Genomic DNA, 15,434 nt, shown 5'->3' with positions numbered 1-15,434 from the left:
CCTACCTTTCTATCGCGATATAGCCTTCGGACAGGACAATGCTGAAATCCTGGCGGCCATAATCAATATTCATACATTCTACCGCCGATTCCGCGCGATATTTTTCACCGTTCTTGTTAAAGATTAATACGATCTTCACTGTCGTCGTATCGCTGTCGTAATCTTTAGTTGCCGTCGACAGCTTGACATCAACTTTGTAGCCGTTATAGAAATCGGAAGAATACAAGGGCTTCGGCGTCCCGCCAGGAGAATCCCAGACCTGCAGCTGTCCGTTGACAACACTGTAAACAAGAAAGTTCCGGCCATATTCGTCTTTGAATTCCGTTATCGCTTTTTTCTCACTGACAAGGGATTTCGCGGTCTGCATCGGCTTGCTGATCTGCTAGATCAGGATCTGTGCTTTGTCTTTAAGATCAGTTTGCAAGGCGCTTTTCTGATAGGTTGCGATCATCGGCCTGAAGATTGCGGTCAGACCGATTACCAATGTCGTTAATAACCCGACGACCAGCACCATCTCAATCAGCGTAAATCCACGCTTTTTCATGAAGGATCCGCCTCAAAATAACGATAGTTAACCCGGCCCTTGGCATCGGAATACGTCTTCATTTGTCCCGGAATGGAATAGCTTTGTCCATCCAGTGAGAAGGTCAGCGACGAATCCTGTGCCGTAATTTTAACACCGGCAATTTTTTCACCCGCGATCGCCTTGCGCACCTTTAACTCGCTGCGGCTAAGGCTGTCCGATTCCATCGTCAAGGAAACGCCGGAAGTAAAAACCTTCGTCAGCGAAGTCACGATGATGACCAGAATTCCTAACGAGATCACGATTTCCAATAAAGTCATGCCGCGTTTATTCATGACGGTCCCTCCTTTCTTTAAGGTTGGTAATAGTACAAGTCAAAAAAGTATCTATCTTCACTTGCAAGCTTAGAAATAAAATACATATCTTCATTGTTTCTTGCTTTTAAATCAACACTACTGACTAACTCACTATGTTCAAACTCACAAGCTTGCAATCTACCACTCATCGTAATATTTTCTGCCTCAAAAATAATTTTAGGCGCAAAAACACTGACGTTAACATCACCTTGAATTCTTACCGGGTGAGTAAATATCAGCATAATATTTTCGCTGCTAAGCAAATTCGTCGAAACTTGATCGCTTAATACTGGATTTTCATCCTCGATCATAAATACCGGACGGAAATTCTTATTCTCACTTTCAACAACTATACTCTCGGGCATTTTTTTTAGATTAAAATATGCTGCCGTTCGAGTTTTACCATTTTTAACACTTAAACTATTCAATTGCGAATTAATACATTCTAGCAATAAAGACTTTGTTGAATCCAGGTCTATTTCAACATCTGCATCCAAATAAATATCCTGGTCTGTCGTTTCCCAAACTCTTAATCTTTCGGGAATAACTGGCAGATTGAATTCATAATAATTAAGGATTGTATCGTCCAGTGCGACTTTTCTTACCTCACCTGTATAGCTACTATTAACTGCTGAAAATTTTCCTGTATAATATATTGCACCATTGACGGTCGCATTTTTCAGCAGGAGATCTCCTTTGCAAATAACATCGCCTTCGATAATGACTTCGCCCTGCGTATCACTGCCTATAGTCGCTTTTGAGTATTCAGCCGGTTCTAATAAAACGTTGCCATCTATAATACCAGTAACCGTAGGACTTTTAATATTTCGATAAATTAAAACAACCTTGGAATCAATTTGATTCTGTGTCTCGCTTTCGCCTTCTTCTATGGAACTAATTTTACCGTTCACATTTTCTTGCGTTACAGTCAGATCAGAGATTGCATTAATCCAAAAGCTTGCGGAGTGATCAGTAGGTATTCTGCATTCATTGATGAGTACAGCTCGTTTAGACTTTGCTAAATTAGGTATAATTTCTTTTTCATTACCATTTGGATCAAAAAAGTAATTATTAAATCGCATGCCCTGCACAACTGCTGTCATTTGAGATGTTTTATCTTCATATTTTGCTTCTGCGGTAATAAATATCCTGCTCTTAGACCACAAAAGCCAGTCGTGATATTCAGAGTACAGTGGATCCAGCGTTATCACATATCGATACTCGCCATGGTCGCCATAGCTGGCCCAATCGCTTTCAACTTGAGTTTTAGTGCCTTTCACAACACCGATCAGCGTCTGCCGCAGGCTTTCTTCATCCAGCTGCGTGATCAGCGCTTCTACCGCGCTTTGGGCGATATAATCCGCCTGCTGCTGGGTCACGTCCGCAGCCGTCTGCTGGAAAGCCCGGCGGGAAAGAGGAATCAAAGCGGCGGCAAAAATCAGGAACACCATAAACAAACAGATTGTCAGCAACAATGTACTTCCTCGTTTTGACCGCATCGCGACGCCCCCTTTCTCTTTAGTTAATCGTTAAACGTGTAGAACTGGATATGAAATGAACCCTGCATCTGCTTTTCTTTCTCATTGACCGACAGGGACGTAATCGAAATGACCTGCGGCAGCTGCTGGATCTTATCCATCGCGCCGATCATCTGATCCATAGAACCGGTGACCGTGAAATCCGCTTCCACCATCAGCACGACGCTTAACGCCTGTTCGCTGCCGGGCAGCGTCGCGTAAGTCAGATCCGAGATCGTCAGAGAATCCCATTGTTTGATAAAATCGGCCATTGTTTCATACAAGTATTCATCCTTCAATTCAGAATACTTCGGCGGCACAAAGCGGTCGGCCAGATTCTGCAGCTGAACCACCAGATCCTCATGATCCTGATTCAGGGCGTCCAGCATGTCGATCATCAGCTGCTGCTGTGCCAGCTCGTCTTCGATCTGTGTCCGCTCGTTGATCAACTCCTCATGTTTTTTCTGCATCGGCGTTAAGAGAAACTGAATCCCGACGACGTTCAGCAGCATGAACGCCAACACGACTAATAGAATTTTTTCGCGCTCTGAGAGTTTCATTCAACGTCCACCCCCTTCAGCGTCAACGTGATCAGAAAATTGTAATTTTTCTTACTTTCATTATAGGTAAAACCGGTATAATTCACATCCGCAAACCAGTTTGTCGAACGCAGATCCTGCGTGTATTGCGATGGAGAAAGCCGGCTGCCTGCCGTACACGTCAGCTGAACCGACAATCCATCCTGCACCTGCAGTCCGCTGATCGCGACATCCTTCGGACGCAGCGCCTGGATCTGCTCGAACAGCGTTTTGGAAAACTGCTCGGTCTGTTCGCTGTACTGCAGCACCTGCAGCGCGTCTTCAATCTGTTGGCGGGTCAGCGAATTCTGCGTTGACAACATCAGCGCGTCGTCATACTGCTGCAGCCGTTCCGGCAGCTGCAGCTGGGCTTCCACCTGCTTGATCGCGTTGTCTTCAATCTGGTTTAAAGCAAATTGACGATAGCACAAACCGCCGAGAATCAGCGCGTTGATCACGAACAACCCCAGGATCAAGCGCAGGCTGCGGCGCTGCTGGTAAGCTTCGGTATAGCGCTGGTGATTAATCCCCTTAAACAGATCATACGGCCGGGCCAGCAGCGCCAGGCCATAGACAGCACAGACCTGCGAGGAAACCTCGCTAGCGCTTAAGCCGCTCACCGCCGGGAAGATCTCCGTCGGCAGCCGCAGCACCTGCGTCAGCTCGCGGGCAATCGACTCGGCATTCTCCGTCGTCCCGATCCGCACCAGCTCCACCGGCGAATCGGGATTCTTAATCCGCTGGAATTGAACAAGCTGGGAAATCCGCTCGTTCATCACGGTCAGCGGCGTCTGATTGCGGTCAAACCGGAACACGTTGGAGAACATGAAGCGGCCGTTGTTGAACAAAACCGACGTACAGACTTCATCGGAACACCACGAGTAAATCGCGGTCTTTTCTTCCTGCAGCCGCATCCCCGCCTGGATTAACGCCAGCGTCGAGGTGATCATCCGCTGCGGCTTAAGCCCTGCGGCTTTTAACGCCTTACTGTAAGTATCGCCATACGACTGCGGAACGACGACCGTCAGACTTTCGCTGCCGTTTTCCGCCTGCGGCAAAATGGCGTAATCGACGGTATTTTCTGTAATGTTGCCGATCTGACGGGCTAAATTGAAATAGAGATTCTTTTCCAGTGCCTTCGCCTTCAGCTTCGGGGTTTCAATCTGGCGGTAGATCACTGCCGTGCTGTCGGCGATCACCGTCACGCCTTTGCCCTTAAGCCCCAGTTCGGAAACCATCGTCTTCGCCCATTGGGCAAAGGCTTCCTCATCCTGAATAAATCCATTGATCAGCAAGCCTTCAGGAATCGCGCAGGAATGCGTGCGCTGAACCTCAAGCTTGTGTTTTTTTGCTTTTCCCCAAACCACAACGGCATGCCGCTGCATAATATGCAATAGTATCATAATGCTTCCCCCTGCTATGCGATCATCCCGTAGGAATCATAAATTGGCATGATGATGGAAATAATAACGAAGAAGATGATGATCGCCAGAATTACGATCATGATCGGCTCCATCAGCGCAACCATCTTCTGCGTCGCGTTATCCGCTTCCGTATCGTAATAATCCGAGATCGAATTCAGCACTTCCTCCAGTGATCCGGATTCCTCGCCGACATACATCATCGAGTTCAGCAAGGGATCGAACGCTTCGGAAGCTTCAATCGAGCGGGAGAGCATTTCGCCCCGCCGCACCCGTTCGCAGATCCAGTTCACCTTTTCGGTAAAGTAACTGTTGTTTAAGACGTCGCCGGAAACCTGCAGCGAATCGATGACGGAAATCCCGCTGGAATACAGCGAGGAAAACGTCCGCGCAAACCGCGAGGTTGCGACGATCCGGTTCAGCGTTCCAAACACCGGGAATTTCACTTTTATCTCATCGAAGCCCCGGCGGATTGACGGCACTTTCAAGGCCATCCGGAAACCGAGGATCGCAACCAGCACGCCCAACAGCAGAAACGGCCAGTACGCAACGATGAAGTTGCTCATGGAGATCAGCAGCAGCGTATTCCACGGCAGCTCCATATCTCCGACCATGCTCAAAAAGCTCGGCACCACGGAAGTCATCAGCGCAAGGATGACGGCAACGGTCACCACCATCAGCATAATCGGATAGATTAAAGCAGAGGTGACCTTGTTGCGCAGCTTATATTCTTTATCGTAATGTCCCGCCATGCGTTCCATGACGGAATCCAGCGTGCCGTTCATCTCCCCGGCCTGCACCAGATAGATCAACAGCGGCGGAAACGCCTGCTGGCATTGCTTCATCGCCAGCGTCAGCGAGGAGCCCTTGCGGACTTCCTCGACCAGCTGGGCATACAGCTTCTTCATTTTCTTCTTATCACTTTTCTGCCGCAGCATTTCCAAAGCGTTGACTAATGGAATCCCGGAGCTTAACATCGCCGACAGCTGCTTGCACATCAGAGAAAGCTCCTGGTTTTTCGGTTTCACCGCCTGGGTTTCCCATTGCGCCTTGCGGTGCGCGTTCAAGCAGTACAGACCTTCGTTATTTAAAAGCGAGTAGAGATGCACGACGTCCTCCGCCCGCTTCTCGCCCCGTACTTTTTTACCTTCGTTGTTCACCGCCGTATAAAGATAGGACTCCATTCGCTACACATCCTTCGTTTCGGTTAGATCATTTTTATTATTATATCATTTTTAAGGATGTCTGCCCAGAATTCAGCCGTAAACTTCCAACAATTTTAAAGGAGAGAGAGACTATGCGCATTGATTTCAATTGGATTCAGGAGCTTCAACAGGAAAACATCGAGCTGCAGCGCCGGGTGACGATGGCTCCGTACACTTCGTTTCACATCGGCGGTCCGGCGGAGTTAGTGGCGCTGCCCGACACCGCGGACAAACTACGCGCCTGCATAGAGCTCGCCCGCCGGGCGAAAATTCCATACCGCGTCTTAGGTCAGGCCAGCAACGTTCTGATCGCCTCCGCCGGTTATCCCGGCATGATCATCCTGCTCAGGTCCAACTGGGCCGGGCTGAGCCAGGAAGGCACGCGGCTGCGGGCGGATGCCGGACTCACGATAAAACGGCTGTGCGACGGCGCGATGCAGGCGGGCTTATCCGGTTTGGAACGTCTGTATGGAATTCCCGGCAGCGTTGGCGGCGCGCTGCACAACAACAGCGGTGCTTTCGGCACAGAGCTTTCAGAGATCCTGGAATCCGCCCAGATTTTAGTCGACGGTGAAGAAAAAACCTTCACCCGCGATCAGCTGCGCTTCGGCTATCGTTCCAGCCTGCTCAACGATCAAAACCACGTGTTAGTCAGAGCCGTCTTTCGTCTGACGCCGGGCCGCCGCCAGGAAATCAAAGCGCTGATGGAAGAAACCATGGCCCGCCGCACTGCCAAGCAGCCGTTGGACTACCCCAGCGCCGGCAGCGTATTTAAGCGGCCTGCCGGTCACTATGCCTCAGCCCTGATCGACCAGTGCGGACTCAAAGGCAAACAGATCGGGGGAGCCCAGGTCTCGGAAAAACACGCCGGTTTCATCATCAACCGCAATCAGGCTTCCAGCGGCGATGTAACGGCGTTGGTCGCGCACATACAAAAGGAGGTCTTCGATCAGACCTCCGTCGTTCTGGAATGTGAAATTGAAACGCTTTAACGTGCGAATTCTTCCTTGACCTGCTGCAGCAGCTGCGGATCCGAGGCCAGCTCAACCGCGCACATCGCCAGTGCGCTGGCGCCGTTTTCCAATCCGGCGCGGCCCTGCGGACTGATCGTCGCGGCCGCCATCTCGCGGGAATGACCGGTCACTTCACATCCGCAGATCTGGATATATCCGTGCAGCGCCGGACAGCGGTAGCTGACTGCGCCGATATCGCTGGAACCGCCCGGCACCTCGTCGACCGGCTGGATCTCGCTTAACCCCAGTTCCACATATTGCTTTTCCAGCAAACTGCACAGCGTATAATTGATTTTATTGTCTTCATACGGACATTCGTACATGCTTGTTTTCAGGGTCGTCCCGGCCATCTGGCACGCCCCCTCGGCGCACTGCACCGCCCGCTGCGACATCGCTTTAGCGACGGCCATCGTCGGCGCGCGGAAATAGTATTCCAGCGACGCATAAGCCGGAATGACATTGGCCGCTTCCCCGCCGTCCTTAACGATCCCGTGAATAAAGCTGCCCGGTTCCGTAAACTGCCGCAGCATGTTGATCGCGACAAACGTATTGACCGCGGCATCCAGCGCGCTCCGGCCTTCCTGCGGATGGCAGGCATGCGCGTTTTTGCCAAAGAATTCAAATTTCAGCGGCATCAGCGCATTGGTTCTGCCGCCCAGCCGGTTTTCCGTGCCGGGGTGGATCATCATCGCAGCGTCGAGATCATCGAAGCAGCCCTTCTCGGCCATCCGCACCTTGCCGCCGAAGTTTTCCTCAGCCGGCGTCCCGATCACCCGGACTTCCCCGCCCAGCTGATCAATTACCGCTTTATAAGCGCCGCCCGCCAGCACGCCGATCGCCGCGATCAGGTTGTGGCCGCACCCGTGGCCGACCTCCGGCAGCGCGTCGTATTCGCATAAAAACGCAATCTTCGGTCCCGGTTTTCCGGAATCATAACGGCCGATGAAGCCGGTTGGAAGCAGATAGCTGCGCTCCACCGCAAACCCTAGCTGTTCCAGCTTTTCACATAACAGCGCCATCGATTCAAATTCCTGATCACCCAGTTCAGGATGCTCATACATCGCCTTGACCAGATCCATGCCTTCGTCAAGATGCTGCTTAACCCACGCCTTGCATTGTTCTTTCATACCCATTCACCTCATGGTTAAAAATTTATCATGTTCCATCTGGTTTGTCACGTCTTTCCGCTTAAATCCGGCCGCAATTTGGATTTCTTTTGCTTGCGCGCAGAGAAAAAGCAGGGCGCTGTTGCAAACTAACGCTCTGCTTCCTTCTTATTCGACGATCTCGCCGGCCTGCGTCAGCGCCCACTTGGACACGCTCGGGCCGATCAGTTCATAAATCAGGGTACCGCACAGGACAACTGCCCGCACAGTTTCCGCGTACTGCGGCACGACAGTCTGCGCGACAACGGTCAGACCAATCGCGACACCGGCCTGCGGCAATAACGCCCAGCCCAGATACTTCTGCACCGGTTCGCTGGCGTGCATGATCTTCGCGCCCGCCCAGGCGCCCAAGAACTTGCCGACCACGCGCATGACGACGTAAATGATGCCGACCAAGCCGATCGAAGGCAGAATGCTCAGCTTCAGATCCGCTCCGGAAAGGACGAAGAACGCCATGAAGATCGGCGGCGTCAGCCGGTCGGCAATCGTCATGACCTTGTCGCTTTCGTTGGAAATGTTCGCAAAGACCGCGCCCATCGCCATGCACGTCAGCAGATCCGAGAAGCCGAACGTGCTGGAAACAAACAGCGCGATGAAGATAAACGCGTAGATCAGCGCCTGGCGGTTATCCTCGTCATGGAAGAATTTCAGCGGGATCAGCAGGACAAAGCCCAGGACCGCGCCGCTGCCCAGCGAACCGAGAATCTCGATCACCGGATCCATCAGCTGCATCATCAGGTTGCCGCTGCCCGGGTTTTCGATCATCTGAGCGATCGCCACCGCAATACCGAAGCCGATCAGCGCGACTGCATCATCTAGCGCGACGACGCTCAGCAGCGTTTCCGTCACCGGACCCTTCGCGCGGTACTGACGGATGACCATGATCGTGGCGGCCGGCGCGGTTGCCGCCGCGATGGCTCCCAAGACAAACGAGAACGCCGGATCAAAGCCGAAGGCGATCAGCGAGGCAATGACCAGCACGACCGCCACCATCGCTTCCAGGATCGCGATGACGATCGGCGTCATGCCGACGCGTTTGAAATAGCTGGCCTTGAATTCACTGCCGATTGAAAAGGCGATGAAGCCCAGCGCCACGCTGGAAATAAAGCCGAGCTGACTGAGCGCGTCGGCGTGCACAAGATTTAAAACGGATGGACCGACGATCAGACCGCCGATCAGATAGCCGGTGACGTTCGGCATTTTGACCAGCTTCATCAGCCGGCCGAAGACCAATCCCGTCAGCAGCAGGATCGCTAAACTCATTAATTGCTGCATCGTGATTACCCCTTCTTCACAATGCCCTTAACATAGCTGACCGGTACGGTGAAGACGACGCCCGTGTTCGGCTCGTCCAGATTGCCGACGTTCTTTTCGATGATCTGCACCGCGTGTTCGACATCCTCGTGATTGAGCACCATGAAGATCGTCTTGCTGTTGACCTGCGAGTTGTTTAACAGCGCCCGGAGCGAACCAAACAGATAATCGTGATCCGCTAACAGCCGCGCCATCCCCGCGCTGTCGATGATCGTCGCGCTGAATTTCTTTTCGTTCGATAAGTCTTTCAGCAGCTGATCTAATTTATCAATCTGATTCATGACAAAAAATAATAATTCCATACAACGTCCCTCTTTTCTTAAAACCTGTTTTATTATAGCACCGGTTTTCCGTTTGACAAGGAATTTCCCCGCAAGAAAACCGCAGATTTGGGAATACTGGAAACGAGGTGATTTTTTTGGAAAAATCAAGCGCTTTCACCGTCGAGTTCTCCGCCGATCTGCACCGGCGACTGCCGATTGAAGAAAGCTTTGACTGCGTCAGCACCGTCTTTGATCTCAAGCAAGGTCAGGGTGAGCTGATCTTTATCGACGGCTTCGCCAAGGACGAAGTGATGGAGAAAATCATGGAGCACATGATGAAGCTGGATCCGCTGGCGGAGGATTCCGTCAGCGGCTGGCTGGCCCGGCAGATTCCCTATCTGGAAGTGGAAGGCACAACGGATCTGGCTCAGGCTGTCGACGCCGTCTTAAGCGGAACGTTGTTGTTTCTGGCTGAGGGCGCTCAGGAAGCAGTGCTGATCGACGCCCGCAGCTATCCAGTCCGCTCGATGCAGGAGCCGGAGGATGACCGCGTGCTGCGCGGCTCGCGCGACGCGTTTGTCGAAACGCTGATTTTCAATACCGCGCTCATTCGAAGGCGAATCCGGGATCCGAAGCTGATCTATGAATATGTCCAGGTCGGCAGCCGGTCCAAAACCGACGTCGTGCTGTGCTATCTGCGCGACAAGGTCGATCAGGAGCTGCTGGAGAAGGTGCGGACGAAACTGAACGACACCGAGGTCGAAGGTCTGAGTCTGTCTCAGGAAAGTCTGGCGGAATGTCTACTGCCCAGGCAATGGCTTAACCCGCTGCCGCGGATCCGCTTCACCGAACGGCCCGACACCGCCAGCGCCAGTATTCTTGAGGGCAATCTGATCGTCCTGACGGACAACACGCCTTCGGCGATGATTCTGCCGACGCATTTTTTCGATTTCTTTCAGGAAGCCAATGATTATTACTTTCCGCCTTTAATCGGAACGTATTTAAAGCTGGTGCGGATTCTGATCTTTTTCCTGACGTTGTTCTTTACCCCCTGCTGGTATCTGGCGCTGCGCTGTCCCTGGCTGCTTCCGGAAAGCCTGCATTTCATCCTGATTGAACAGACTGCGGCAATCCCCGTTTTAGCGCAGCTTTTGATCATTGAGGTGATGATCGACGGGCTGCGGCTGGCATCGTTAAACACGCCTTCGTCTTTATCCAGCGCCTTCAGCATCCTCGGCGCGGTGATTTTAGGCGAATATGCCGTCAGCACCGGCTGGTTCAACGGCGAGGTTATTTTATACATGGCCTTTGTAGCGCTGAGCAATTACGCCCAACCCAGTTTTGAGCTGGGCTACAGCTTTAAATTCTTCCGCATGAGCTTGTTGATTCTGATCGCTCTGCTGGGACCGTGGGGATTGTTGCTGGGAACGGCGGCGATCCTTGTGCTGATGCTGAAAACCGACACGCTTTCCGGCAACTATTGTTATCCGCTCTATCCCTACGACGGCACAAAGCTGCGCTCGCTGCTCCTGCGCAAGCCGGCGGATCACCGTCATCCCGGCCGGCCATCCTGATTTTGTTTTTAAACTTGGCTATGAAAAGGCTGCGGCGAAGGGGTTCCCTATACCGCAGCCTCATTTTATTTGTTCATTTCGATCTTCAATGCGAAACACAGCGGTTTTAAGGCATCGGGATCGCACCAGTCGCACGCTCCCTGTTTTTCACTTTCCAGCATTGCCCGTGCCCAGGGTTCAAGAGCAGCCGGATCTTTTTTAAGCAATGATTTTTTCAGCATCCGGCACAGCGTGCGGTCCGCAAAATTCATCCGCTGTTCATCGTAACAACCCCGGCCGTAAAACAAGACCGCTTCCGGCAGACTCGCCTTCAGGCGGCTCTGCATCAGGTTCAGCCCCTCTGCGTCAGCCGGACTGGCGCCCACCGCAAACACGGCGATTGTTTTTCCTTTCAAACGCGCCCGGTGTTTTTTCAGAAAATCAACGCCGGCCACCGTTCCGGCATATACGCCGCCCATTAAAACGATCGTCTCATAGCGGTCAAAATTCCGCGGATTGAAATCTTTTGTTTCCGCGAGATCACAAGCCGCGATCGCTGCCAGCCACCCGGCGTACCGCCGCGACGCACCATACTTCGATTTAACAAGAATCAAGATCGGTTTCATCGACGTTCTCCTTCCAGGGCGTCAATGCCCGCGGTCAATTTAACGAAAAGCTTGAAGAATTGTTCTGTTTCCGCTTCGCTGAATGCGCCGAATAACATTTCCAGACGCGCTTGAAACAACACGCCCATGGATGTGAAATATGCTTCCAGCGCCGGTGTGGGTTCGATCAGCGAAGCCCGGCTGTCCGCCTCGCTGGGATGCACGCTGACCCATCCCTTGCGCTCCAGGGCTTCCGCCAGTTTTTTCACATTCTGGCGCGAACAGCCTAACAACTTCCCCGCCTCGGTCAGCGTCAGCTCGCTGTCAGACTGCCGTACGATCGTCAAAAGCATGAACTGCTTCAGCGTAACCTGCGGAATCTCTTGATCAAACACCGTTTGAAGCCGGGTAGCAGCGATCATCAGCTGGCTGAAGATGGCTTTTCGCTGATGCTGAGGCGTATCGGAGAAGCGCTGAACTAAATCCGAAATTTCCATATTTTTCTCCTTTTATAGTAACTTATTACCTTTTTATTATAGTAACTAGTTACTTATTTGTCAATCAAGATCAGTTTCTCAACGAAGAAAAAGCCGCGGACATTCATTCAGAAACCGCGGCCTGACTTTTATTTTAGGACAGCTTCTGCTGCCCGTCCTCTCTCTTTCTGCCTATCCGGCACAAGCGGGAACCGGCTTGGAGTCGGAAGCCATTGAAAGTTCAAACCAGAACACTGAGCCCTGACCGACCTCGGACCGCACGCCGTATTGGGCATGATGCAGCTCCAGAATCTCCCGCACGATCGCCAACCCGATCCCGCTGCCGGCACTGGAGCGCTTGTGCGTTTTATCGACCTTGTAATAACGATCCCAGATGTAATTCAGCTTATCCTCGCTGATCCCTTCGCCATGATCCTCCACTTCCACGCGCACCCGGTTCCCGTTGATGCGTTGACGGATCACAATCCGTTTATCGTCCAGCGAGTAGTTGATTGCGTTGTTGATGAAGTTATACAAAACCTGACCCAGGCGGTCCGGATCGGCGTTAACCCGCACGGATTCCGCAGGCTGAAACTGGATATCAAAGCCATCCTGCGTCATAAACTTCTCATAGCGGTACAGCACGGTCTGAATCAGCTGCGTCAGATCAAAGTCCTGGATGTGCAGCTCGATTTTATTCTCCTGCAGCTTCGACAGGTCCAGCAGATCGTTGACCAGATTGGACAGCCGGTGCGCTTCGTCGATGATCACCTGCACGTTTTCCGGCGTATTCTCTCCCGGCAGATCGCGCATCATCTCGCCATAACCGCTGATCATCGTCAGCGGCGTGCGCAGATCATGCGATACGTTAGCGATCAAATCCCGACGCATCTGATCCACTTCCTTCAGCTTGCGCGTCGTGTGGTTCATCGTATCGTTGAGCTGCGTGATTTCCTTATACCCCCGGCCGGTGAAGACAATATCGTAATTGCCCTCCGCCATCTGCCGGGCGCTCTGGTTGATATTGACGATCGGCTTGACGATCTTGCGCGACATCAGATAGGCCAGCCCCAGCGAAGCGACGACCACGATCAGCGCGATATAGCCCAGCTGCGTGCGCAGCGTTTCTGTCGTCGCATTGATCGGCGAAATATGTGTATTGACCATGATGATCGTTTTAAAGTAAGAGGTGTTATCCACGATTTTAAAATAGATCAGATTCTTTGATCCATGCTTATTCGAGAGAAGCAGATTGCCGTTAGGCAGCTCGCTGACGACCTTCTCCGACTGAATATCCAGATAGGAACCGCCGTTGGCCTGAGCCTGAGCGACGTATTCGGCAATTTCGGCATTGCTCAGATTATACAGCTGACAGCCCATCGTGTTCGTGGTCTGAATCTGCCCCAGACCGTTGAGCACGCGGATGCACGCGTCGTTCTGACGAGCCTGCTGAGCGACGATTTCCGTAAACTTCTCGCTCTCCAGATTCGCCGCCAGCGTATTGCCGATCTTTTCTATTCCTTCAATCTTAAACCGCTGGTAAAAGCTGTCTAAGAAAACAACTTGAAACAGCCACAGCAGCGCTAACAGTGCGATCACAAACGCCAGAAGGTACTTGACGAGCTTCCACTGCAGGCTAGTTTCCGTTTTCAAAGCGATAGCCTACCCCTCTGAGCGTCGTGATGTAGCGGCTGTATTCCCGCAGATTCTTACGCAGCAGCTTGATATGCGTGTCCAGCGTCCGCTCGTCGCCGAAAAAGTCGTAGCCCCAGACATTCTGAAGCAGCTTTTCCCGGGTCAGCGCGATCCCACGGTTTTTAACAAGGTAGAACAACAAGTCGTATTCCTTCGGCGAAAGATTCAGTTTTTCATCTTTAATCTTCACGATCCGGCCGGTGAAATCGATCGTCAGATCGTTGATTTTGATCAGCTCTTTTTTCTCGCTTTGGGACGTCCGCTTCAGGATCGCGTGAATCCGCATCATCAGCTCCTTCGGTGAGAACGGCTTGACGACGTAATCGTCCACGCCCAGATCGAAGCCGTGAATCTTATCGTACTCCTCGCCCAACGCTGACAGAAGGATAACCGGCACGTTCTCATGCGTTTTGCGGATTTCCCGGCAGGCTGAAAAGCCGTCCAGATTCGGCATCATAATATCCATGACGATCAGATCGTAATTTTCCTTCATCGCCTTGTCGACCGCTTCGAGTCCATCGCAGGCCTCATCGACCGCAAAGCCTTCATATTCCGCATACTTGCGGATCATCTCGCGGATTCGCTGTTCATCGTCCACGACTAAGATTTTAACCATTCGGATACACCCCCTGATTTCTTTCTTATTCTACCCTGAAGATGTGAATACTAAGTGAAGTTTATTCCGGTTGCGTCAGCGAACTGACAAATTCCTGCCATTTTTCATTCTTCTCGATAAAAATCGCGCCCTGACGCTGCCGTTGGGAATCATAATAAGCGAGCGTCATGAATTCTTCCGAGGACAGCGGCGCTTTCTGCAGCTGCTCCGGCAAGTTTTCAGCTAGCCACTCAGACAGCCTTAAATTAAAGCTTTCATAATCCAGTTGACTCTGTTGGCGGAGCTGTTCGAGCTGATTGTCATACATGCTGTAAAAATCCAGAAACCGCACATGATCGGCATAGGTCTTTAAAAACTCCTGGTTGACAAACGAGCTGTAAAGCTGAAAGACGGACTGATAGCGAAGCAAATCGACATTCTGCTCGGTGCGTTCGCCGTTTTCAAACGAGATCAGCGCCAAACTTAAAAAGCAATAGGAATCCTCGGACTGGCGGCAGGCAATCTGCTTTGTTTCGTGAAGCAGATCGGAAAAACTCTGCTGCTGTTGCTCCTGCTGCAGCTGACGGGCAAGCTGATCGACCTGACTCTTGTCCAGTCCGGCTGAAGTTCCATTGGCTTCAATCCAATAAACCGACTGCGGATCAAGACCGCGGTAAAGCAGCTGATATTGATCATTAGCGCTTAATATCGCTTCCAGCGGCGGGATTTGATCCGGTGAAAAATTCACATAGAAATCAGAATACCCCTGCCCCTGATAAAACCGCACGATCATGTTGATCGAGCCTTCGGTATATTCGTTTTTAGCGTTGCTTTGGAAGATGAGCTGGATCAATTCCGGATCCTCCAGCCGCAGCTTCAGCAGCGCCTCGTACTGACGCGTGCCCGCCAGCGAAGACGGCGCGATGCCGACCGCGCTGACCTCCTCGATCGGGATCTGCCGCGAAGCCTCGCGGCGGACCAGAATCCGCATCGGAAAACGAATCAGCGCCGCGATGACCACCACTGCCAGAAAGCTGATCAGCGTCTTGCGCAGACTGATGAATTCCCGCCGCGCCAGATAATCGTAAAGATGGTATAAAATTAACAGAATGCCCGCGTACAGAAGCGCTGAAATCCAGTCCTTCATACCCAGC

The 15,434-nt window shown here is 51.9% G+C and carries 17 protein-coding genes; 2 read left to right on the top strand and 15 right to left on the bottom strand.

Annotation, left to right across the window (positions count from 1 at the left end):
* Position 1 precedes the first annotated feature (1 nt).
* The 7 genes from HOLDEFILI_RS08275 to HOLDEFILI_RS08250 are packed head-to-tail and all read right to left on the bottom strand — an operon-like array spanning position 2 to position 5,579.
* Positions 2-367, bottom strand: a complete 366-nt coding sequence (locus tag HOLDEFILI_RS08275) for a hypothetical protein (RefSeq protein WP_006059135.1) — start codon at positions 365-367, stop codon at positions 2-4.
* Between the two features lie 15 nt (positions 368-382).
* Complete coding sequence (locus tag HOLDEFILI_RS18850; RefSeq protein ID WP_006059134.1) at positions 383-544, bottom strand: type II secretion system protein; 162 nt, start codon at positions 542-544, stop codon at positions 383-385.
* Complete coding sequence (locus HOLDEFILI_RS08270) at positions 541-858, bottom strand: type IV pilus modification PilV family protein (RefSeq protein ID WP_006059133.1); 318 nt, start codon at positions 856-858, stop codon at positions 541-543. Before HOLDEFILI_RS08270 ends, HOLDEFILI_RS18850 begins: the two co-directional genes overlap by 4 nt.
* A 17-nt stretch (positions 859-875) precedes the next feature.
* The gene (locus tag HOLDEFILI_RS08265; RefSeq protein WP_039864368.1) at positions 876-2,378 is read right to left on the bottom strand and encodes a hypothetical protein; all 1,503 of its coding nucleotides are present in this window, start codon (positions 2,376-2,378) and stop codon (positions 876-878) included.
* Between the two features lie 23 nt (positions 2,379-2,401).
* On the bottom strand, positions 2,402-2,956 hold the full coding sequence (locus tag HOLDEFILI_RS08260; RefSeq protein WP_006059131.1) for a hypothetical protein: 555 nt from the start codon (positions 2,954-2,956) through the stop codon (positions 2,402-2,404).
* Positions 2,953-4,377: a PilN domain-containing protein gene (locus HOLDEFILI_RS08255; RefSeq protein ID WP_006059130.1), complete on the bottom strand. Its 1,425-nt coding sequence runs from the start codon at positions 4,375-4,377 to the stop codon at positions 2,953-2,955. Before HOLDEFILI_RS08255 ends, HOLDEFILI_RS08260 begins: the two co-directional genes overlap by 4 nt.
* Positions 4,378-4,391: 14 nt before the next feature.
* A complete protein-coding gene (locus HOLDEFILI_RS08250; protein WP_006059129.1) occupies positions 4,392-5,579 on the bottom strand; it encodes a type II secretion system F family protein in 1,188 nt (395 codons plus the stop codon).
* Between the two features lie 113 nt (positions 5,580-5,692).
* Here HOLDEFILI_RS08250 and murB point away from each other — a divergent pair, with 113 nt between their 5' ends.
* A complete protein-coding gene (gene murB, locus HOLDEFILI_RS08245; RefSeq protein ID WP_006059128.1) occupies positions 5,693-6,592 on the top strand; it encodes a UDP-N-acetylmuramate dehydrogenase in 900 nt (299 codons plus the stop codon).
* On the opposite strand, the gene HOLDEFILI_RS08240 is transcribed toward murB, so the two are convergent.
* The 3 genes from HOLDEFILI_RS08240 to HOLDEFILI_RS08230 all read right to left on the bottom strand — a co-directional run bounded on the left by HOLDEFILI_RS08240 (position 6,589) and on the right by HOLDEFILI_RS08230 (position 9,395).
* Positions 6,589-7,740, bottom strand: a complete 1,152-nt coding sequence (locus HOLDEFILI_RS08240) for a M20 family metallopeptidase (RefSeq protein WP_208854958.1) — start codon at positions 7,738-7,740, stop codon at positions 6,589-6,591. The two genes, murB and HOLDEFILI_RS08240, sit on opposite strands and share 4 nt — an antisense overlap.
* Before the next feature lie 147 nt (positions 7,741-7,887).
* A complete protein-coding gene (locus tag HOLDEFILI_RS08235) occupies positions 7,888-9,054 on the bottom strand; it encodes a cation:proton antiporter (RefSeq protein ID WP_006059126.1) in 1,167 nt (388 codons plus the stop codon).
* Positions 9,055-9,059: 5 nt separating this feature from the next.
* The gene (locus HOLDEFILI_RS08230; RefSeq protein ID WP_006059125.1) at positions 9,060-9,395 is read right to left on the bottom strand and encodes a hypothetical protein; all 336 of its coding nucleotides are present in this window, start codon (positions 9,393-9,395) and stop codon (positions 9,060-9,062) included.
* 107 nt (positions 9,396-9,502) lie between these two features.
* On the opposite strand from HOLDEFILI_RS08230, the gene HOLDEFILI_RS08225 reads away from it, so the two are divergent.
* A complete protein-coding gene (locus tag HOLDEFILI_RS08225; protein WP_006059123.1) occupies positions 9,503-10,930 on the top strand; it encodes a spore germination protein in 1,428 nt (475 codons plus the stop codon).
* Between the two features lie 65 nt (positions 10,931-10,995).
* Here HOLDEFILI_RS08225 and HOLDEFILI_RS08220 read toward each other — a convergent pair whose 3' ends face one another.
* The 5 genes from HOLDEFILI_RS08220 to HOLDEFILI_RS19645 all read right to left on the bottom strand — a co-directional run.
* Positions 10,996-11,535: a flavodoxin domain-containing protein gene (locus HOLDEFILI_RS08220; RefSeq protein ID WP_006059122.1), complete on the bottom strand. Its 540-nt coding sequence runs from the start codon at positions 11,533-11,535 to the stop codon at positions 10,996-10,998.
* Positions 11,532-12,011 (bottom strand): MarR family winged helix-turn-helix transcriptional regulator, encoded by a 480-nt coding sequence (locus HOLDEFILI_RS08215; protein WP_006059121.1) that lies wholly within the window; start codon positions 12,009-12,011, stop codon positions 11,532-11,534. The genes HOLDEFILI_RS08220 and HOLDEFILI_RS08215 overlap by 4 nt, the downstream gene beginning before the upstream one ends.
* Before the next feature lie 171 nt (positions 12,012-12,182).
* Complete coding sequence (locus HOLDEFILI_RS08210; protein ID WP_006059120.1) at positions 12,183-13,643, bottom strand: sensor histidine kinase; 1,461 nt, start codon at positions 13,641-13,643, stop codon at positions 12,183-12,185.
* Entirely contained in the window at positions 13,627-14,301 is a 675-nt protein-coding gene (locus HOLDEFILI_RS08205) for a response regulator transcription factor (RefSeq protein WP_006059119.1), read from the bottom strand. The genes HOLDEFILI_RS08210 and HOLDEFILI_RS08205 overlap by 17 nt, the downstream gene beginning before the upstream one ends.
* A gap of 61 nt (positions 14,302-14,362) precedes the next feature.
* The coding region (locus HOLDEFILI_RS19645; protein WP_167317126.1) for a hypothetical protein at positions 14,363-15,434 on the bottom strand (1,072 nt) is incomplete at its 5' end.

It is taken from the genome of Holdemania filiformis DSM 12042, from assembly GCF_000157995.1.
Classification (GTDB): Bacteria; Bacillota_I; Bacilli_A; order Erysipelotrichales; family Erysipelotrichaceae; genus Holdemania; species Holdemania filiformis.
This window is presented reverse-complemented; position numbering and strand designations above follow the sequence as displayed.